Source organism: Celeribacter sp. ULVN23_4 (genome assembly GCF_054788345.1).
This window is the reverse complement of record NZ_JBTVYO010000005.1, coordinates 217,052-236,029: the sequence shown is the minus strand read 5'-3', so window position 1 is coordinate 236,029 and position 18,978 is coordinate 217,052. Positions and strand designations below refer to the sequence as shown.

Here is an 18,978-nt window from a genome sequence, read left to right as displayed (position 1 = left end):
GACCTATACCAGATTAATGAACACGCCTACCGACTACGAAAAGCTCGGTGTGAACCCCGATCGGATCGAGATGTGGGAGGATGGCCGCCGCGATGACGGACGCCCCGGCGCGTATGAGTGGTGGTATTTCGACATGCTCCTCGACGATGGCAGCGCGGTCGTCATAATTTTCCACGACAAGGATGCGGCGAACCCTGACCTGCCCATGAAACCCTACGTTCAAATTGGGGTGACACTGCCTTCGGGGGAATATCTCCACGAGAACTTGGTACCCGAAGAAGGTGAAACCACGTTCAGCACCGAAGGCTGTGACATCCGCATGGGACCTCATTCCCTGATCGGTGACCTCAAGCAGTACGAGATCGAGATCAGCCCGGTGAACGGGCTCGGCGCAAAGCTGGCCCTTGAAAGCACCAGCTCGCCCTGGCGGCCCGGGACGGGCTACATCGGCTTTGGCGAGAACGACAAGGATTATTTCACCTGGCTGTGCGCCGTGCCACGCGGGCGCGTTTACGGGGAGTTGACGGTCAAAGGCGAGACCCGCGAGATCACGGGCTTCGGCTATCACGATCACCAATGGGGCACGGTGCCGCCCTTAGTGGTCTGGAACCACTGGTTCTGGATCCGTCAGGCCTATGACGACTACACGATCCTCATCTTCGATCTGGTAGCCAATGCGGGCCATGACTTTGCCCGCTACCCGCTTGTGTTCGTTCAAGACGCCGAGGGCAAGATCGTCTTTCAGAGCGCTGGCGACATCGGCGAGGTCAGCTTCGAGGTAGGCAGCGAATACGAGCAGGAGGCCACTGGAAAACGCGTCCCACTCGCCTTTACCTACACCTTCCGCGATGGCGACAATTCTGTCGTCTATTCAATGGAGACGACCTCGGAGCTTGATGCGCAGGACAACTATTCGATGGCTCCTGCCGAGGTGCAGGTGCTGTTCGATCAGGCCGGGATTCGGCCGTCCTATACCCGGTGGGTTGGGCGCGGCGCGATGGAGCTTGACCTCGATGGTGTCACGCTCGAGCGCGAGGGAGACGCAATCTACGAGATGATCTTCAGCGCGACCGAATATCAGGTCGACGAGGCCCAAAATGGAAAGCAGTCATGACCTCCACCAGATTGATGAACACCCCTGAGTTTCTTACGGACGGCGTTCCGAAGACGAGGCGGCCATCCTCGACGGTCTGACATCGCGCGCCGATGAGAACCGCACCAATTGATCGAATTTAACTGAAAGGAGCTCAACATGACACGCAAACAGGTCCTTATTATGCTCGCACTATCAAGCTCGATGCTCGCAGGGCAGGCCATTGCACAGGACTACACCCCCGCTGAAAGTTACTATGATCTGAGCGATCAACCCGAGACGGGCATGTTCACTCAGGGCGGCTCCAAGCCAGGCGAAGGCGGTACTGGCGGCCCGCCCCCGCCGCGAGATGTTCAGATGGAAGAGATCGTCGTCGGCCCCGCCACCTTCACCGTGAACTATCCGATCTTCGACAGCTTCGACACATTGCCTGACGACGTGGTCTTTACCCGGGAGCCGATCCAAAGCTTCGAGCGCCCCGAGGGTGGCACCCACTACTATGAGGTCGTTTTGGTAAACAGCATGAACGTCAGCTGGGTGCAGGCCGCCATTCTGGCCGAGTCAGAAGGCGGCTACCTTGCTTCGCTGACCAGCGCCGAAGAAAATGCCTTTGTCTTCGATCTGGTGAATGACGATAAGTATTTCTGGGAATTCCCGGACGACTACACCCCGGATAGTCACTATCGAATAAAGATCGGCCCGTTTCTGGGAGGTGTGCGTGTGTCGGACACCGAGGACAGTTTTGACGGCTGGCAATGGCTGTCGGGTGAGGAATGGGGCTACACCAATTGGGTCCAGAACCTTGACGACGGCGTGATTGACCGCGACCCGCGCAACAACACCCAGCCCAACGGTGGCGGCAATCAAAACGCCATGGGCTTTGGCGAGTTGAACGTGCCAGTGTCCACATGGGGCGACTATTGGGATACCGTTGCCCAATATGGTGAGCGCGGAATGCCGTCCGGCTACAACATGGGCTTTATCATCGAATACGATGCGATGCCGGGCTGAGAAATCCGGCGCGGCGGGCTGCGCATTGGCAGCCTGCCACCAGACAATCGCAACGAAGACGCCCAGACGAAGATCCAGGATCGACAACGCAAGACGGAAGCCATCTCGGAGATTCAGGCTCGGACAACCTATAATCTCAAGTGCCTCTCTGATTAAACAAGAATTAATGAGTGTGCTGGCTAGTGGAATGAAACTAGGGGCAGGACTCCTAGCCCATAGATGACGGTTGTCGCAAGGGCGATGGTCTGCTTACGGATCGCAACCGTTTTGGCTGAGATGCGTTGCGCGGCGACTATGAGCTGGACAATGATCGGCTCGGGCATTTCTTTTCCGGCCACGCCACCTCTCCGAGCGGGTTGCTACCGTACTCCATGATTGCCAGCGCGCTGAACCCGATGGCAGAAAGATCGAATAGTTAAAGCGATTTCTCAGGTCGCTTTCTGGAAAAGCAGCCATTCATCCATCGCGCAGCATTTGTCAAAATGGGCTCTTTCCGGCCGTTAGCTGCGTTTTCCACCAATGTCTGGTTCAGTGGTAAGCTCTGAGTTGTGTTGCGCTATAGGCTCGCCGTCATTGTGCAACGCAGCCTGCGTCTCGCCGTTGTCCCAGCGATACAGAAGGCCGATTTCTTCACCTGTTTTGATGCATGAAATACGGCCGATGGCTTCGGCCGTTGTGCGAACACTCGTAATTTCGGGCAATATCAGCCCCTCTTGTTTAATAACTCTTGTGGGTCGATTTCGAGAGCAAGTGCGATCCGCTCCAGAACATCGATTGATGCTGAATTTTTGGCGAGTTCGATCTCGCTGATATAGCTGCGATCTACATCCGCAGCCAAAGCTAGCTGTTCTTGGCTCAATCCTCTGGAACTTCTTAGATTCCGGACATTTAACCCTACTCGTTCCCGTAATTTCATGGCCTCTATTCGGCCAGATCACAAGAACCGCTCTACGGAATATATTCCACAAAACGCGCGCGAACATCATAAACACTATGCTCGCATATGGTGTGGAGATTGAGATTGGAGCTAGTGTATCAATAATGCAGTAATGTAGTCAGAAGGCATTTATTGATATGTGGTGCAGACTTATCAGAAATTTGAGCGCCGGAGCTGTCGTGGCTCTTCTTTCAACCGTGGCCCCGCAGGCGGCAAAGGCCTATCAGGTCGATTGCGCCATTCTGCTTTGCTTGGCCGGTGGTTGGCCCGCGTCAGCAGAATGTGCCCACGCCCGAGCAGTGTTTATCCGGCGGATCACGCCCTGGCCGATTGAGCCGCCGTTGCAAATCTGGCGTTGTCCGATGGGTGTTTCTGAGCGTGTGCCTTTGCAAAGCACGGCCCCGAAAATCTGGGAGGCCAGCAACCAATCAGGTCAGCAGCTCGCACAAGTCATTCTGGCACAGGTGGTCGAAGGTGGTGCCGATATCGACATCAGTGGTCTGGAATTCGATTTCGTACGCTCGATTCGTGTCTGGGATGTTCGGCACTATAGCCATCGCGAACGCGGTCGCGATGATGATTGTTCTGAGAGTTACAACATGCGCCTCGGGACCTACGGCACGCAGGGCGAATTCGGCTGGCAACGCACGACACCAGCGGCCGCCCCACAATGGGTGCTGCCGTCACGGCGCTGTTCGTCATCGAGTTGGCGGCGTGGCGTCGGTGTTGAATGGGAAGATCACGAGGGCAACCACGGATATGAGTGGGTGGCCTACTAGGGTTATTCGCCGATGTCCTTCATACGTTCCGCGATATCGCTCGCAATGCGCTCATACAGGGCGGCTTGCTTATCTCTGGGAGTTCCGGGCTTCGGGTTTCTTCGACGGATGCGTTTGGCAAGCCAGAAGAGCATCCGGGCCGCTGGATCCGACGTGGCGTCCAGTTCTGCAGCCGGATACTTCTCCTCAAGGGCGACGACGATTTCCTGAGACAGGCTGCGCCGGTTCAGTGTGGCATGTGTTTCCAGACGCTTCTTGAGCGCGGCAGGAAGCAAGAGTTTAAATTGGACCAAGGCTTCTTCTTTCATGATTCCATGATGGACAATATTTGTCCTCAATGATATGGACATTTTATGTCCTTTTGTTGAGGTGTAAATATGAAGACAACCCAGTTCAAACTTAACCTTCCAGCGGACGTGAAAGCCTGGCTCGAAGAGGAGGCTGTGCGGAACTTACGCTCACAGGGCGCTCAGGTGGTGTCTTGTTTGCGGGCAGCCATGTCGCGGCAAGAAGCCGTGGGTGAGAGGGCTGAAAAATGAGCCCAAGCCATATCCAGCTGATTCCTACCCCAGAGCTTGCGCTTCTCTTCGGCTACAGTGAGCCGAGCGCGTCCTTCTATGACTTCTGCCGTAGGACGGGTATCGCTCCGGTGCCAGGACGGCGCGGGTGGTATGATCCGAAACTCATCCGCGCGCGATTGGATGCTGTTCAGGGCATCAGCGCAGCAGAACGCGAGGCTACTTCGCAACCGAGCCTCGTTGCACAGCGGAGAGCGCGTCGTGCCCAGAAATAACCTCCCCAAGGGCGTCCACCGTGTCCGGCGCAAGGTCGTGTCCGGTGTTCGCTACCATTTCTATGCTTGGCGGGGTGGCCCTAAATTTTGGGAAGGGACGGCCCCAAACCCAAAGGAACCCGAATTCTTCCATGCGTTTTCGCAGTGCGGTGCGCCCGTGAGCCCGGCCGAATATCTGACGACTCACTTGGTCGACGATTTTCTGTCCAGTGCGTCACTGCCCAAGGCTGAGCGTTCAAAGGCGGATATCCGCAAATGGCTGGAGTTGTTCCGTGAGGAGTTTGGTGCAGATCCTGTCGCGATGTTCGAAGAACGCGCCTCGCGGGGCGAGGTTAACAATTGGCGCAAGAAGTGGCTTCATTCGCCCAAGCAGCACGATATGGCGGGCACCCATGCGACGCGCGTCCTCAATTGGGCGGTGGAAGAGGGGAAGCTGAAAGAGCATCACTGCCACAAGCTCAAAAAGCTCTACCAATCGAACCGCACAGAAATCATTTGGACTAGCGGCGACATCTCTCAGTTCAACAAACATGCACCCAAGTGGGTCCAGAGGATACTGACCGCCGGATGCGAAACCGGCTTGCGAGCGGCCGATTTGGTTCAGGTCAAAATGGACCAATTCGAAGACACGCCGCACGGCAAGCGCCTTCGTTTCAGGACCAGTAAGCGGGGCCAGATCGCATATATCCCCGCCACTTCAGCTCTTGAGCAACTGATTGCAGAGACGCCGGAGGGCCAAGATGTGCTGCTGGTATCAGAGCTTGGCAGGCCTTTGACGGCCCGTTGGGCATCGAACCAGATTACCAAGTGGCGGCGCGAAGCTCAGATCCCCCCTTGGATCGACGGCAGAGAGAAGACTCTGTCTGACACGCGCGGGACGGCGGCGACAAGATTGCTGAATGCCGATCTGTCCTTGCGCCAAATCGCAGTTCTGATGGGTTGGTCGGTTCGCTACGCGGCGCAGGTAATCGAGCATTATGCGCAGGTTAGCCCGGACGAAAGCGATGCGGTTCTGCGCAAGCTCAATCGAGCAAAATCACTGTCTCAAGACACAAAAATGTAAACGCCCCTGTAAACGCGGGGCCACAAACACGGCAAGGAGTGATGTAAGTGATTGTTTCTAAATGGAGGCGAGTACCGGAATCGAACCGGTGTACACGGATTTGCAATCCGCTGCGTCACCACTCCGCCAACTCGCCGAAATGGGTGAGGCGGTGTCTATACTAAGGGTGAGACCTGCGCAACCCGCCTTTGTGCAGATTTCGTAACTGCATTGTGATGTTGCTCCGTTCGGGCGCTTGTGGCAAAACGGCGCTGAACGTCCTTGAACGAAAGAGTTCAGCCCATGCCCGATTTCACCCAGCTCCGTACCACCATGGTCGACACTCAGGTCCGTCCCTCCGATGTGACCAAGTTTCCCATTATTGAAGCGATGCTCACCGTGCCGCGTGAGAATTTCGTGCCCGCTGCCAAGCGCAACGGGGCCTATGTCGGGGAGCATGTCGAGCTGGGCGGTGGGCGCGTGGTGCTTGATCCGCGCGTTCTGTCGAAAATGCTTGATGCTTTGAATGTGCAGAACGATGATCTGGTGCTCGATCTGGGCTGCGGCCTCGGATATTCCTCGGCTGTGATTGCGCGTATGGCGCAGGCCGTTGTCGCCGTAGAAGAAGACGAAGACCTCGCGCAAGAGGCTCAGGCGGTTTTGTCGGAGAATGGATCCGACAACGTGATCCTCGAAACCGGCCCGATTGCAGAAGGTGCGCCGCAGCACGGTCCTTATGATGCTGTGATTTTGCAGGGGGGCGTTGAGGAAATTCCTGAGGTTATTCTGTCGCAGGTGAAGGAAAATGGTCGCATCTGTGCTATTTTTCTCGACGGAGCCCTTGGCATTGTGCGTATAGGGTACAAAATAGACGGCGAAATGAATTGGCGCATGGTGTTCAACGGCACCGCGCCAGTGCTTCCGGGATTTGAAAAACGCGCGAAATTCGCGCTATAATACGGAACGTGTGATAGGTCGGGACGGCCCCGGCGTTCGAAGATAACAAAGGGGCAGAGGCCTATGAGCATGAACAAAAATATGAAGAAGACCCTACTGGCAGGTGTGGCAATGATGCTTGCGGTCACGGGCACAAGCGGGGCATGGGCGGAGACCCTCGGGGACGCACTGGCGTCTGCCTATAAAACCTCGGGACTTCTGGAAGAAAACCGCGCCACGTTGCGGGCTGCTGACGAGGGGGTGGCCTCCGCGCTGTCCGATCTGCGTCCGGCGCTGTCCTACTCCTACGATGTTTCCAGATCGAAATCCTATACGACGGACGCATGGAGTGACTGGAGCGACACGCTCTCCTTCATCGCCTCCATGGATATCTACACCTTCGGTCGCAACAAGCTTTCCATCGACGTGCAAAAAGAGGTCGTTCTGGCCACGCGCGCGTCGCTTCTCAATGTTGAGCAGGAAGTGCTTGCCGATGCGGTTGACGCCTACATGAGCGTGCGCGAAGCTCAGGCGCTTTTGAACCTGCAACAAAGCGCTGTTCGGCTGAACCAGCAGAACCTTAGAGCGGCTCAGGATCGCTTTGAGGTCGGTGAGATCACCCGGACCGAAGTGGCTCAATATGAAGCGCAGCTTGCCTCCGTGCGCGCCGATCTGGCCTCTGCGCAAGGCACGCTGTCGGCTGCACGCGAAACCTACAAGGTTGCGGTCGGTCATTACCCGCAATCCCTGTCGACCCCGCCGAACATCAAGCTTCCGGTGGCCTCGCTTGAGGCGGCTGTGACCAAAGCCAAGCAAATCCATCCGGGCATCATCGCATTGCAGCACCAGGCCGCGGCGCAAGATCTGGCTGTGACCATCGCTGAGCGCAACATGCTGCCGACGGTGTCCGGTTCCGTGACGCAAAGCTATAGCGATACGAACTTTGATAATGACAGCACCTCTGTGAGCCTCGGCGTCTCTGGCGTCATCTACTCTGGCGGTGCGGTGGCCTCCGCTGTGCGCGGCGCGATTGCAGATCGTGATGCGGCGCGTGCCGAACTACTGCAGACCACGCGTGAAGTGGAGCAGGGCGTGCGCACCAACTGGGCGATGCTGTCGGTTTATTCCGCGTCCGAACAGGCCTCCAACGCCTATGTGAAAGCGCAGCGTGTGGCCTATGATGGTGTGAAGGAAGAGGCCGATCTTGGCGCTTCCACCACGCTTGATGTGTTGAGCGCGGAGCAAGACCTTCTCGACGCACAGGTTGCCGCCATTCAGGCGCGCATCGCCCGTGAGACGCAGGCCTATTCGGTGTTGCAATCGCTCGGTCTTCTGACCGTCGAGCAGCTCAAACTGGACGTGCCGGTTTACGACCCGTCAGCCTATTACAACGCTGTGAAAAACGCGCCGACCAGCTATGTCAGCCCGCAGGGTGAAAAGCTGGATCGCGTGTTGCAGGGGCTGATGAAGCAAAATCAGTAAACCTGCCAGAATTCTGTTAAGCCCCGCGCAGCCTCAACTGCGCGGGGTTTGCTTTTTGTGTTCGGTTGTAACGACCTATTGTGTGCATGGCAGAAGCTGGCTACCATTTGAGCCAATTGTAAGGGGGCAGGGCTGGAGACTCGGAATGTCTGATCCGATGACGAATATCGACGCAGATGATGTGCTTGCTTCGATCCGCCGACTGGTGGCCGAAACCCATGGCCAGCGGGCCGAGACGCCTGTGCCTTCTGAGGAAACATCTCTCGACAGTCCTGCTGACGCCGCGGACGCTGCTTCTGCCGTGGCGTTGGATGAGGGGCAGAAGCAGAGCGATATGGCGGAGAGCGATTCTTCTCCGAAAGCCGAAGCCCCCCCGCAGATCGAAGCGCTCGTCCTGACGCCCGCTTTCCGAGTGGCGCAGCCTGCCGCGGAAGAAGAGACCGAGGTTTCCGCAGAGGCCGCGCCGGAACCTCTGATTCTATCGCCGGAATTGGCGGTACCTGTGAGTGAACCTGTGGTGAACACAGTGTTTAAGCCGGTCTCTGAGCTTGAAGAGGCTTTGGACGAGGCGGCTCTGGAACGTGCACCAGAGGCTCCTACGCTTGAAGTCGACGATGTCCGGGCCGAGCCTGAAGCCGCCGAATTTGAAGCCGCTGAACTTGAAACTGATGCGCCGACCGTTGAGGCGCGGCTTGAAACGCTGATCTCCGACGAGGTCCAGTCCGCCGCGACGGATCATGCCGAAGCGGTGGTCGAGGACGCGATGAAAGCGGATTGGGCCGCGAGCTTTGATGACACGCCGAACGAGGTTGCGGCAGAGCACGCTTCCCGGCTGACGCTCGAAGAGCGGATCGCAGAGCTTGAGGCTGCCGTCGGGGCGCAGGCGGCGGAATGGGAGCCGGATGGATCCGAGGAAATGGATGTGGAAATCCCGCATGAGATGCCGCGCGCCTTTACCGAGGCCGGCGCGCGCGTTCTGCATTTCCGCAGCCGCTCTACGCCCCGTGATGAGGATCAAACTGCGATGAGCGACAGCGACAAGGCACAGCCTGTATCCGAAGAGATCAACGAGGCCGAAGTGGTCGAGGACGCGCTTTCATCCGAGGCGGAGATGATGTCGCCCGCCGTTGAGGATGTGGAGGCGTTCGAGGAGGTCTCGTTCGAACACACGCCGTTCCGGCATTCCGTCGCGGACAGCGCTGAGGCCCCGGCTGAGGAGAGTTCCGTCGATGAAGCTGAGGTTTCTGAGGTGAGCGCAGAAGACGAGCCGACTGAGACCGATGCACCGGAAGCCATTGCGGACGATCTGCCGGAGACGGAGGAGGGAGCCGAGGAGTTTGCGGCTTTCAAGGATGCTGAGGACGAAGAGGGCGTGGCCGCTGATGTCGATCCGAGCCTTGAAGAAGAGTTGGCGCTGGCCGGGTATTCCGACGAGGACATCATGGATGAAGATGCGCTGCGCGATCTCGTGGCGCAGGTCATCCGCGAAGAGCTTCAGGGCGAGTTGGGGCAGCGTATCACGCGCAACGTCCGTCGCCTTGTGCGCCGCGAGGTGCAGCAGGCCCTGTCGCTGCGTGATTTCGAGTAATCAGACCTCTTCGCTCAAGGCATAAAGCGCATCGAGATCCAGATGGGCCTCGATATGATCCGCCAGAGCGTCAAGCGTAGCGTCGACCCCGCCTTCGAAATTCGTCAGCCCGCCGTTCAACCCGAATCTGCTCAGATAGGCCGCCCGGAACGCATCGGAGCTGAACAGCCCGTGCAGATAGCATCCGCGCACCCGCCCATCCTCTGATTGCGCGCCTTCCGCTCGCCCGTCGAGACGAAGCCAAGCGCGCGCCACATCCGGCCCGTCGGTGCGCCCGATGTGGATTTCATAGGCCTGTACCTCGGCGCCGGAGGTGAGATCGGTGGCACAGACCTCGGCCAGACGCTTGTCCCCCTGCATCCGCGTCCCGACATCGAGCAGCCCGAGCGCGTCGTAGCGTCCGGGATGACCCTCGATCCCGTCCGGGTCGTCGATCCAGCGGCCAAGCATTTGATACCCGCCACAAATGCCAAGCACATGCCCGCCGCGCCGGAGATGCGCGTGCAGGTCGATGTCCCAGCCCTGATCACGAAAGAAGTGCAGATCGCCGATGGTCGATTTCGTGCCGGGGATCAGCACAAGATCGGCGTCGCCGGGCAGGGGATGGCCGGGGTCGATGATTTCTACCGTGACATCCGGCTCCGCCGCGAGCGGATCGAGATCGTCGAAATTGGCGATCCGGGACAGTTTCGGCACCGCGATTTTGATCCGCCCGTCGCCGCGCGAGGCGATGTCCATCACATCCTCGGCGGGCAGGCGATGCGCCTCGTTGAACCATGGCAGGGTGCCGAGATCGGTCCAGCCGGTGCGCGCGGCGATCTCTCTGGACCCTTCGGCAAACAGGCTCACGTCGCCTCGGAATTTGTTCACGGCAAAGGCTTTGATCCGGGCGCGATCCTCGGGGGGAAGCACGGCATGGGTGCCGACAAGCTGGGCGATGACGCCGCCCCGGTCGATGTCGCCGATCAACACGACGGGCACGCGCGCCGCTTCGGCAAAGCCCATGTTGGCAATGTCGCCCTTGCGCAGGTTGATCTCGGCCGGGCTTCCGGCGCCCTCGATCACCACAAGATCAGCGCTATCCGCAAGGCGGTGAAAGCTTTCTAGCACTTTCGGCATCAGGTTGGGCTTTTCCTGCCCGTAGTCGCGCGCCTTGAGCGTTCCGACGCGCTTGCCCTGAACGATCACCTGCGCGCCTTGATCGGTTTCCGGCTTCAAGAGAACGGGGTTCATGTCGGTGTGGGGGCGCAGATGACAAGCCCGCGCCTGAAGCGCCTGCGCACGACCGATTTCGCCGCCGTCCTCTGTTACGGCGGCATTGTTCGACATGTTTTGCGGCTTGAATGGTGCGACTTTCAGGCCCCGGCGCGTGAAAGCGCGCGAAATTCCCGCGACCAACATGGACTTGCCCACATTGGAACCCGCCCCCTGTATCATGATCGCTCGTGCCATGTGTCGCCTCTCCTCTGATCCTGAGCCTTATGAGTATTTAAGCTGGGATGAAGAGGGAAGGGGAGATGCGCGGCGCGTGGCGCGCAAAAGAAAAGACGCGCCAGCGAGCAGCATGGCGCGTCTTGTTCAAAATGGCAGTGCAGGGCCTTATGCGGCTTCCGCAGCTTCCAGGGCATGACGACGTTCGCTTTCTTCGCGCGAGAGCGCAACAGAAGTACGAATGCCTTTGGAAACGAATTCCATCAAACCGGAAACAACACGTTCACACGGGTCAATCCCAGCGCAGGACAAAACTTCGCGTCCATCGCGAGAACGAGCCCAACGTGCGATTTGTTCCGGGCCGTTGCCATATTTTTTATCATCGGCGATCGCATCATCAAGAGCGGCCAAAACAACCGCAGCAAACAGCTTGCGGGAGCGTTGTCCTTGCTCGTAATTGAATGCGGTGCCATCCACGAACTCAGCCATGAGTTATCCTTGTTTTATTGCTCTTGTCTTTCTGGCGTGCAGGCCCTTATGACAGGTTTATGTCGATTCGGGTACGTCTGAATTGCATGGCTGTTATGCATTCAATACATGCCTTTTCCCGCCGGGATGACGACCCGAAGCGGTTTTAACGACAATCCTCCATTTGACGAGCGCCTTGTCAGCCAGCGACTCGCCAGATATAGGGTGCGCTGACCTTTCTTCAACCAATCGCGTTAGTCTTATGCCCAAAATCAACGGTAACGAAATCCGCCCCGGCAACGTGCTGGAGCATGACGGGGGCCTCTGGGCCGCCGTGAAAGTCGATCACGTCAAGCCCGGCAAGGGCGGTGCTTTCGCTCAAGTCGAGCTGAAGAACCTGCGTGACGGCCGCAAACTCAACGAGCGCTTCCGCTCCGCCGACAAGGTCGAGCGCGTGCGTCTCGAACAGAAAGACATGCAGTTCCTCTACGAGAGCGACGGTCTTCTGCATATCATGGACACCGAGACCTATGATCAGGTCACGATCCCGGCCGATATTCTCGGCGAGCGTCGCCCGTTCCTGCAGGACGGCATGACCATCGTTGTGGAATTCTACGAAGAAGAAGCGCTGAACGCGACCCTGCCGCAGAAAGTGGTTTGCAAGATCGTTGAGACCGAGCCGGTCGTCAAAGGTCAGACCGCTGCGAACTCCTTCAAACCGGCCGTGCTCGACAATGGCGTGCGCGTCATGGTTCCGCCGTTCGTCGGCACCGAGGAAGACATCGTCGTGAACACCGAGACTATGGAGTATTCGGAGCGTGCATAACGCTCCGAAACGCACCTTTGGTGCGACGGAATATTCAGAACGCGCATAACGCCCCGAAGCGCACCTTTGGTGCGACGGAATATTCGGAACGCGCATAACGCTCCGAAGCGCAGCTTTGGTGCGATGGAATATTCGGAGCGCGGCATAACGCGCGACCGGACATCGCCAAAGACAAAGAAAGCCGCTCCTTTCGGGGCGGCTTTTTTGTTTTCAAGACACCGGGTGTCAGCCCGCCCGAAGGCCGAGCATTTTGCGCGCTTCCGCCGGTGTGGCGATGGGGCGGCCATAGCGCTGCGCGGCATTGACGGCGCGTTCCACCAAAGCGGCGTTGGACGGCGCGAGGCTGGTCTTGTCGAGGCGGATATTGTCCTCAAGCCCGGTGCGCAGATGCCCGCCCGCAGCGGCGGCCCAGTCATTGAGCTCAAGCTGATGGCGCCCGATTCCGGCGGCGCACCACGGGGCATCCTCGCCGAAGAGGAGTTTCACCGTCTCGACGTAATAGTCGAACACCCGTTTGACGGCGGGCATGGCGTTTTTCACGCCCATGACGAATTGCACATAGGGCGTACCGCTGATCTCGCCTTTGTCGACCATCTCTTTCGCCTTGTAGATATGCGAGAGATCGAAGGCTTCGATCTCCGGCTTCACGCCGTAGGTCTGCATTTCTGAGGCGAGCCAGTTCACCAGATCGGGCGGGTTCTCATAGACACGGGTCGGAAAGTTGTTTGAGCCGACGGACAGGGACGCCATCGGCGGGCGCAGGGGCAACATGCCGCCGCGCGCCTGACCCGCACCAGATCGACCGCCGGTGGAAAGCTGAACGATCATGCCGGGGCAGTGGAGCTTGATGCCTTCCATCAGCTGCGCGAAGCGTTCCGGATCGGAGGTCGGTTTGCCCTCACCGTCGCGGACATGGCAATGCGCGATGGAAGCGCCGGCCTCATAGGCCTCATGGGTGCTTTCAATCTGTTCCGAAATGGTGATCGGCACCGCCGGGTTGTCCGCCTTGGTCGGCAGAGAGCCGGTGATCGCCACACAGATGATACAGGGTTTGCCCGCAACGTCGCTCATGTCCGTGAAGTCCTTTCCTGAAAATGTCTTAGCATTTCGCCCTCCCAAAGGCGTTCGTGCCCATCATGCCGCGCGATGCATCCATTGAACAGGAAAGAGTTTTCCGTTCGGTTAAGCGCGGATCACGGCCTCCCCGGCTTTGAGCGGCGCAGTGGCGCGATCAAAGCGCAAATAGGCGATGGCTTTGCCGCCCGATTGGGTGAACAGCGTGCCCGCCGCTTTGCCGTCCTCGGTCACAATCTCTGTGCCCACCGGGGTCGCGCCCTCGATCTCGACGGTCTTCAGGCCTTTGCGCAGCTCGGTCTTGTGTTTCATCCGGGCGGTGACCTCTTGGCCGACGTAACAGCCTTTCTTGAAATCGACACCGTGGAGGCGCTCGAAACCGGCTTCGAGGATGAACGTGTCCGGGGTGAGTTCAGCGCCAAATTCAGGGATGCAGAGTGGCACGCGGATCGCGTCCCAATCCACAGCGACCGACGGGCGACCGTCATAGGCGCGCCAGCCCATCTCGGGGGCGCGCGGATCTTGAATGGCACCCTCAGATGCCTCGCCCGGACCACGGGACACAGGGCGTTCAGAGAGGCTCAGGGTCACTTTCGCGCGCAGTTTATACAGGCTCAGGCGCTTCAAAAGCCCCTCTGCCTGTGAGGCGGGAACATCCATCAGGATCACATCCCCTTCCGGCACGAGAAAGAAATCGACGATGAACTTGCCCTGTGGCGTCAGAAGTGCGGCATAGACCGGACCACTGTCCAAACGGTTCGCATCGTTTGTGATTAGCCCCTGTAGGAAATGCAGCCGGTCTTCTCCGGCGATTTCAATGACTTTTCTGTCGGTTTCGGTCGCCACTGTGTCGCCCCTGCACTTTTTCTTACGTCACCTCTTCATATAGGAAGGGCAGTAGAAACGAAAAGCTGCAACCTTGCCGGACCCCCTATGCGCGCACCGATCTCTGTCATTATTCCGACCCTGAACGTCACGCCGCAGCTGCGCGAGACGATGCTCTCTTTGATGGAGGGGCTGGATGCTGGTCTGGTGCGCGAGTTGATCCTGACCGATGGCGGGTCCACCGATGGGGTCGAGAAAATGGCCGATTTCGTCGGGGCGGAGCTGCTGATCGGTGAGCCGGGCCGGGGCGGGCAGCTCAAACGCGGGGCGGAGAAAGCCGAGGGTGACTGGCTTTTGTTCCTTCATGGCGACACGTGGATGCCCGAAGGCTGGGCCGAGGCCGTGGTGCAGCATCTGGCGAAACACTATGACACGGCCTTGGTGTTCTCTCTGTCCTTTCGCGACGCCAAAGGCATGGGGCCAAAGGTGACGGCGCGTTGGGCAAACCTGCGCACCAAGCTTTTTGATCTGCCCTATGGCGATCAGGCGCTGTTGATGTCACGCGAGCTTTATGACGAGATCGGAGGCTTCGCCGATATTCCGTTGATGGAGGACGTGGAGCTTGTACGACGCCTCAAGGGCAAGATTGCACTTAGTCCTTTGAGCGTCCAAACAGACCCATCACGTTTCCAAACATCCGGCTGGTGGCGGCAAGGAGCCCGGAACCTTTTTCGTCTTCTCCGTTTCCGTCTTGGATCTGATCCCGCGACACTTTCCCGGGGGTACCGTCCATAACGGTCCGACCGTCGGAATATTGCAGACGGTAAAGATCGGCATAAAGCCCGCCACGCGACAGCAATTCGTCATGGGTGCCTTCGTCCATGACGCGGCCTTTGTCCATCACCACGATCTTGTCGGCGTTCTTGATGGTCGAGAGACGGTGTGCGATGACCAGCGTGGTGCGGCCTTCCGACAGTTTCTCCAGCGCTTGCTGCACGATTTTCTCGGATTGCGCATCGAGCGCGGAGGTCGCTTCATCCAGCAGCAGGATCGGTCGGTCACGCAGCACGGCCCGTGCGATGGCGACGCGTTGACGTTGGCCGCCTGAGAGGCCCGAACCGCGCGGCCCCACGGAGGTGTCGAGCCCGTGGTCCAGATTGTCGACGAAATCGGCGACATGGGCGGCTTTCAGGGCCGTCTTGAGTTTCTCCTCATCGGCCTTGGAGCCCATCAACACGTTGTCGCGCAGGCTTTCGTCAAACAGCAGAGCGTCTTGCGAAACGACGGAGAAAAGGGCGCGCAGCTTCTTGAGATCAAGGGACGTCGTGGGAACGCCGCCGATGCTGATCTTGCCATTCACAGGGTCCGCGAGACGGGTCATCAGATTGAAAACGGTGGATTTCCCGGCGCCAGACGCACCAACAAGCGCGGTGGTTTTGCCGGCCTCTGCGGTGAAGGTCGTGCCGCGCAGGACAGGGCTGTCGGCATAGGCAAATTCGACATTCTCAAACCGGACGTCCGCGTGAGAAGGCGCGACAGGCAGGGCGACGGGATGAGCCGGGGAGGTGATGGCCGGACGTTCTGCGAAAACGGCAAAGATACGTTCGAGAGAGGCGCGGGCAGCCTGCCAGACGCCGGATACGTTGCCGAGACGGCGCAGCGGTTCGAAGACGAGGGCCATCGCGGTGAAGAAGGACATGAATTCACCAACGGTCTTGGTGCCTTCGATGATCTGATGGCCGCCATAGAGCAGCACGCCGAAAAAGCCGAGGCCCGCGACGATATCCATGAGTGCGGGAATGCCGGCTTGACCTGCGGTGGATTTGATTTGGGCGTTGATGAGGGCGTGCATCTCATTTTGGAAGCGAGCGGCTTCGCGCTTTTCGGTGCCCGAGAGTTTGATCGTGGTGACGCCGTGGAAGATTTCATCGAGCCGGGTCGAGACCTTGGCCGAGGTGGCGCGGGCGATGCGCGTGGTGCGGCGTACCAGATTTTGCAGCAGGGTGATTGGCACGGCCAGAAGCGGCGCGCCTGCGACGGCGATCAATGTCCAGCGCCAATCGACCGAGATGGCCACGGCGAGAAGGGAAACCAGCGAGATTGTGTCTCGGGCGATGACCGCAAGAACCGTGCCCCAGACGGTCGATGCGGCCGAACTGTCGCCACGGGTCCGCTCGATCAGCGTTCCCGGTGAATTGTCTTGATAGAATTTGCCGTCGAGGGTCAGCATATGTGCGACAAGATCGCCCTGAAGCGCGGCGGCGACCTTTTGGCTGATGCGAGCCATGATCACACGCTGGCCAAAAGAGGCGATCGCACGAAGACTGAAGACGCCGAACACCGCGAGCGCGACCCAGAGCACCGCCTCCGCCTGTCCTGCAACCAGCACCTTGTCGAACATCGGTTTGATCAAATAGGAGAGCGCGCCGAGCATCGACCCTTCGAGGGACATGAGTACGAGGGCGACGACCACCAATGGAATATGGCGGTTGAGATAGGTGCTCCAAAGCCAGCCGATCAGTTTCCGGGATGGAATCTCCGGAATCTCAGGTGTTGGGAGTGCTGTGTGTTTTGTCATGGGAACGACCGGAACGTCTTGAATTCTTTGGCGGACTTGCGATCATAGCGGGTGGCGAACCAATCCCGGATCGGCATTGGACCATGCGCTTTGACGTCCTCTTCATACATTTTGAGAATGTAGTCGAGAATGCCGGTCTTGGTGCTTTTCAAATGCATGAAACGCAGGGACAGCATTTTTTTCGCCTCCACGATGCTCGCGCCCTCACAATGCATCAAATAAAGTGCTGAGGCCATCCCCGCCCGATCGGCGCCGGATTTGCAGTGAATGAGAAACGGCTTTTCAAGCGAGGCCAGAATATCGATCTGTTCGACGTAATCTTCCGGCTTAAGCGCATTTCGCGCCCCGGCTTTTTTCGTGGTGATCAGACGAATGCCGTATTTCTCGCAGGCCTGCCGTTCCAGCAGGGTGTAGGACACATCTTTGTCGCCGCGCAGCGACAGGATCGTCTTGATGCCCATCTTGGCATAGCGCTCGATCCGTTTCGGCGAGGGCTGGTTCGAACGCCACGCGCCGGGCGCGAATTCATAGAGATTGGTCCAGATGCCGCGCAGAAAGGCATGGTCGAACAAGTGGAAATGCCACATCGCCAGACGCCGTGTGCGCGGCGTGGAGATATCATTGCCAAACGCACCGACCTCGGCCCGTTCGAGTTTCTTGAACCCTTTTTTCAGCTTCTTGAACATGCGGACCGATCCATAATTATCGCGCCTCTTTATCGTCCTTTGCACTATGGGGCAAGCGATGGGCCTGAGCATCGGCGGGGCTATGATCATCGGCGCTGGTGTCATCCTCGGGCCGTGTTGCAAAGCCGCGCACCCCGATGTGACAGCCCGCGCAATTGACCTGTAGGCGGGAGAGCGTTACCGCTTGAGCCACTTTTCTTTTCGAGGTTTCCCATGACACTTGCAAATGGTCGCCACTATCTTGCTATCCCCGGTCCGTCCGTGATCCCTGATCCGGTTTTGCAGGCGATGCATCGCCCCGCGCCGAATATCTACACCGGTGAGCTGGTTGAGCTGACCCATGCGCTTGTCCCTGATCTGAAAACCATCGCGGGCACCACAGAGCATGTGGCGATGTATATCACCAACGGGCATGGGCTTTGGGAAGCCTCTCTCACCAACATGATCTCGCGCGGCGATAAGGTGCTGGTCTGTCTGACCGGCAATTTCGGCCACGGCTGGGCCGATGTCGCCCGGCGTCTGGGCGCGGATGTGGAAACTATCGAATTCGGCAAACATGCCCCGGTCGATCCCACGCGTCTCGAAGAGGCGCTGAAAGCCGACACGGAGCACAAGATCAAAGCCGTGATGACCGTTCATGTCGACACAGCCACCTCCGTGCGCAACGACATCGCCGCCATGCGAAAGGCGATCGACGCCGCGGGTCACCCGGCGGTTTTCGCGGTGGACTGTATTGCTTCGCTCGGCTGTGATCGGTTCGAGATGGACAATTGGGGCGTCGATGTGATGATCGCCGCCTCTCAGAAAGGTCTGATGACGCCGCCGGGCATGGGCTTTGTCTGGTTCTCCGAGAAAGCGCGTCAGGCCGGAAACGGCAACGATATGCGTACGCCATATTGGGACTGGGAAACGCGCGCCAATCCGGTGCATCTCTATGAATATTTCGATGGCACGCCGCCGACGCATCACCTTTATGGTCTGCGTCAGGCGGTTTCCATGATCCTCGACGAAGGGCTGGAAAATGTCTGGGCGCGCCATGAAACGCTCGCGCGCGCCTATTGGGCCGCTGTCGATACTTGGGGGCAGGGCGGCAACCTGCGCTTTAATATCGCGGAGCCGGAATACCGTTCCCATGCCGTGACCACTCTGAGCCTCGGTGGCCCGGACGGCACGCGTCTCCGGGAATGGATGACCGAGCATCTCGGCATCACGCTCGGCATTTCGCTTGGTTTTGGCGAGATCGGCTCGGATGAGGCCGCAGGTTACTTCCGCATCGGGCACATGGGCCACATCAACGCGCATATGGTGCTTGGCATCATCGGTGCGATGGAAACCGCGTTCACCGCTCTGCAAATTCCGCATGGCGCTGGCGCGTCTCGCGCGGCCGCGGCGGTTCTGGCGGAACGCTCCTGATCTTAGGTTGATCGAG

General features: G+C 58.7%; 18 protein-coding genes, 1 tRNA gene and 1 pseudogene. 10 read left to right on the top strand and 10 right to left on the bottom strand.

Annotated features, from left to right (window positions below):
• Nucleotides 1-16 precede the first annotated feature (16 nt).
• Entirely contained in the window at nucleotides 17-1,114 is a 1,098-nt protein-coding gene (locus tag ACYBHZ_RS13120) for a hypothetical protein (RefSeq protein WP_460274733.1), read from the top strand.
• A gap of 138 nt (nucleotides 1,115-1,252) precedes the next feature.
• Nucleotides 1,253-2,104 (top strand): C-type lectin-like domain-containing protein, encoded by an 852-nt coding sequence (locus ACYBHZ_RS13115; RefSeq protein WP_460274732.1) that lies wholly within the window; start codon nucleotides 1,253-1,255, stop codon nucleotides 2,102-2,104.
• 500 nt (nucleotides 2,105-2,604) lie between these two features.
• Here ACYBHZ_RS13115 and ACYBHZ_RS13110 read toward each other — a convergent pair whose 3' ends face one another.
• Nucleotides 2,605-2,805 carry a hypothetical protein gene (locus ACYBHZ_RS13110; RefSeq protein WP_058260737.1) on the bottom strand — a complete coding sequence of 67 codons (201 nt, stop codon included), beginning with the start codon at nucleotides 2,803-2,805 and terminating at the stop codon, nucleotides 2,605-2,607.
• A gap of 2 nt (nucleotides 2,806-2,807) precedes the next feature.
• Nucleotides 2,808-3,020, bottom strand: coding sequence for a helix-turn-helix domain-containing protein (locus ACYBHZ_RS13105; protein ID WP_170349196.1), 213 nt, complete (start codon nucleotides 3,018-3,020; stop codon nucleotides 2,808-2,810).
• A gap of 158 nt (nucleotides 3,021-3,178) precedes the next feature.
• Between ACYBHZ_RS13105 and ACYBHZ_RS13100 the strand changes: the two genes are divergently transcribed.
• On the top strand, nucleotides 3,179-3,820 hold the full coding sequence (locus ACYBHZ_RS13100) for a hypothetical protein (protein ID WP_460274731.1): 642 nt from the start codon (nucleotides 3,179-3,181) through the stop codon (nucleotides 3,818-3,820).
• Between the two features lie 2 nt (nucleotides 3,821-3,822).
• On the opposite strand, the gene ACYBHZ_RS13095 is transcribed toward ACYBHZ_RS13100, so the two are convergent.
• A complete protein-coding gene (locus ACYBHZ_RS13095) occupies nucleotides 3,823-4,128 on the bottom strand; it encodes a hypothetical protein (protein WP_460274730.1) in 306 nt (101 codons plus the stop codon).
• Between the two features lie 642 nt (nucleotides 4,129-4,770).
• Here ACYBHZ_RS13095 and ACYBHZ_RS13090 point away from each other — a divergent pair.
• The gene (locus ACYBHZ_RS13090; RefSeq protein WP_460274729.1) at nucleotides 4,771-5,676 is read left to right on the top strand and encodes a tyrosine-type recombinase/integrase; all 906 of its coding nucleotides are present in this window, start codon (nucleotides 4,771-4,773) and stop codon (nucleotides 5,674-5,676) included.
• A gap of 62 nt (nucleotides 5,677-5,738) precedes the next feature.
• Here ACYBHZ_RS13090 and ACYBHZ_RS13085 read toward each other — a convergent pair.
• A tRNA-Cys gene (locus ACYBHZ_RS13085) sits at nucleotides 5,739-5,812 on the bottom strand.
• Between the two features lie 146 nt (nucleotides 5,813-5,958).
• On the opposite strand from ACYBHZ_RS13085, the gene ACYBHZ_RS13080 reads away from it, so the two are divergent.
• From ACYBHZ_RS13080 to ACYBHZ_RS13070, 3 genes are all read left to right on the top strand, one after another.
• Nucleotides 5,959-6,612: a protein-L-isoaspartate O-methyltransferase family protein gene (locus ACYBHZ_RS13080; protein ID WP_460274728.1), complete on the top strand. Its 654-nt coding sequence runs from the start codon at nucleotides 5,959-5,961 to the stop codon at nucleotides 6,610-6,612.
• A gap of 63 nt (nucleotides 6,613-6,675) precedes the next feature.
• On the top strand, nucleotides 6,676-8,073 hold the full coding sequence (locus ACYBHZ_RS13075) for a TolC family outer membrane protein (RefSeq protein ID WP_460274727.1): 1,398 nt from the start codon (nucleotides 6,676-6,678) through the stop codon (nucleotides 8,071-8,073).
• A 145-nt stretch (nucleotides 8,074-8,218) separates the two neighbouring features.
• On the top strand, nucleotides 8,219-9,661 hold the full coding sequence (locus ACYBHZ_RS13070; RefSeq protein WP_460274726.1) for a hypothetical protein: 1,443 nt from the start codon (nucleotides 8,219-8,221) through the stop codon (nucleotides 9,659-9,661).
• Here the strand turns inward: ACYBHZ_RS13070 and ACYBHZ_RS13065 are convergent, their stop codons facing one another.
• Together ACYBHZ_RS13065 and ACYBHZ_RS13060 are read right to left on the bottom strand one after the other, a co-directional pair.
• Entirely contained in the window at nucleotides 9,662-11,113 is a 1,452-nt protein-coding gene (locus ACYBHZ_RS13065; protein WP_460274725.1) for a cobyric acid synthase, read from the bottom strand. It abuts the gene before it with no gap.
• 147 nt (nucleotides 11,114-11,260) lie between these two features.
• Entirely contained in the window at nucleotides 11,261-11,581 is a 321-nt protein-coding gene (locus tag ACYBHZ_RS13060) for a DUF6280 family protein (protein ID WP_460274724.1), read from the bottom strand.
• Between the two features lie 241 nt (nucleotides 11,582-11,822).
• On the opposite strand from ACYBHZ_RS13060, the gene efp reads away from it, so the two are divergent.
• Complete coding sequence (gene efp, locus ACYBHZ_RS13055; RefSeq protein ID WP_460274723.1) at nucleotides 11,823-12,386, top strand: elongation factor P; 564 nt, start codon at nucleotides 11,823-11,825, stop codon at nucleotides 12,384-12,386.
• 225 nt (nucleotides 12,387-12,611) lie between these two features.
• On the opposite strand, the gene ACYBHZ_RS13050 is transcribed toward efp, so the two are convergent.
• Nucleotides 12,612-13,457, bottom strand: a complete 846-nt coding sequence (locus ACYBHZ_RS13050; protein WP_460274722.1) for a beta-keto acid cleavage family enzyme — start codon at nucleotides 13,455-13,457, stop codon at nucleotides 12,612-12,614.
• 111 nt (nucleotides 13,458-13,568) lie between these two features.
• Nucleotides 13,569-14,306, bottom strand: a complete 738-nt coding sequence (gene ygfZ / locus ACYBHZ_RS13045; protein WP_460274721.1) for a CAF17-like 4Fe-4S cluster assembly/insertion protein YgfZ — start codon at nucleotides 14,304-14,306, stop codon at nucleotides 13,569-13,571.
• Between ygfZ and ACYBHZ_RS13040 the strand changes: the two are divergent.
• Nucleotides 14,250-15,011, top strand: a pseudogene (locus tag ACYBHZ_RS13040) (glycosyltransferase); the annotation flags it as partial. The gene ygfZ and the pseudogene ACYBHZ_RS13040 overlap by 57 nt on opposite strands.
• Here ACYBHZ_RS13040 and ACYBHZ_RS13035 read toward each other — a convergent pair.
• Nucleotides 14,938-16,863 carry an ABC transporter ATP-binding protein gene (locus ACYBHZ_RS13035; protein WP_460274720.1) on the bottom strand — a complete coding sequence of 642 codons (1,926 nt, stop codon included), beginning with the start codon at nucleotides 16,861-16,863 and terminating at the stop codon, nucleotides 14,938-14,940. The pseudogene ACYBHZ_RS13040 and the gene ACYBHZ_RS13035 sit on opposite strands and share 74 nt — an antisense overlap.
• Nucleotides 16,860-17,549 (bottom strand): phosphatase domain-containing protein, encoded by a 690-nt coding sequence (locus tag ACYBHZ_RS13030; RefSeq protein ID WP_460274719.1) that lies wholly within the window; start codon nucleotides 17,547-17,549, stop codon nucleotides 16,860-16,862. The genes ACYBHZ_RS13035 and ACYBHZ_RS13030 overlap by 4 nt, the downstream gene beginning before the upstream one ends.
• Nucleotides 17,550-17,762: 213 nt before the next feature.
• Here ACYBHZ_RS13030 and ACYBHZ_RS13025 point away from each other — a divergent pair, with 213 nt between their 5' ends.
• Nucleotides 17,763-18,962 carry a pyridoxal-phosphate-dependent aminotransferase family protein gene (locus ACYBHZ_RS13025; protein ID WP_460274718.1) on the top strand — a complete coding sequence of 400 codons (1,200 nt, stop codon included), beginning with the start codon at nucleotides 17,763-17,765 and terminating at the stop codon, nucleotides 18,960-18,962.
• Nucleotides 18,963-18,978 lie beyond the last annotated feature (16 nt).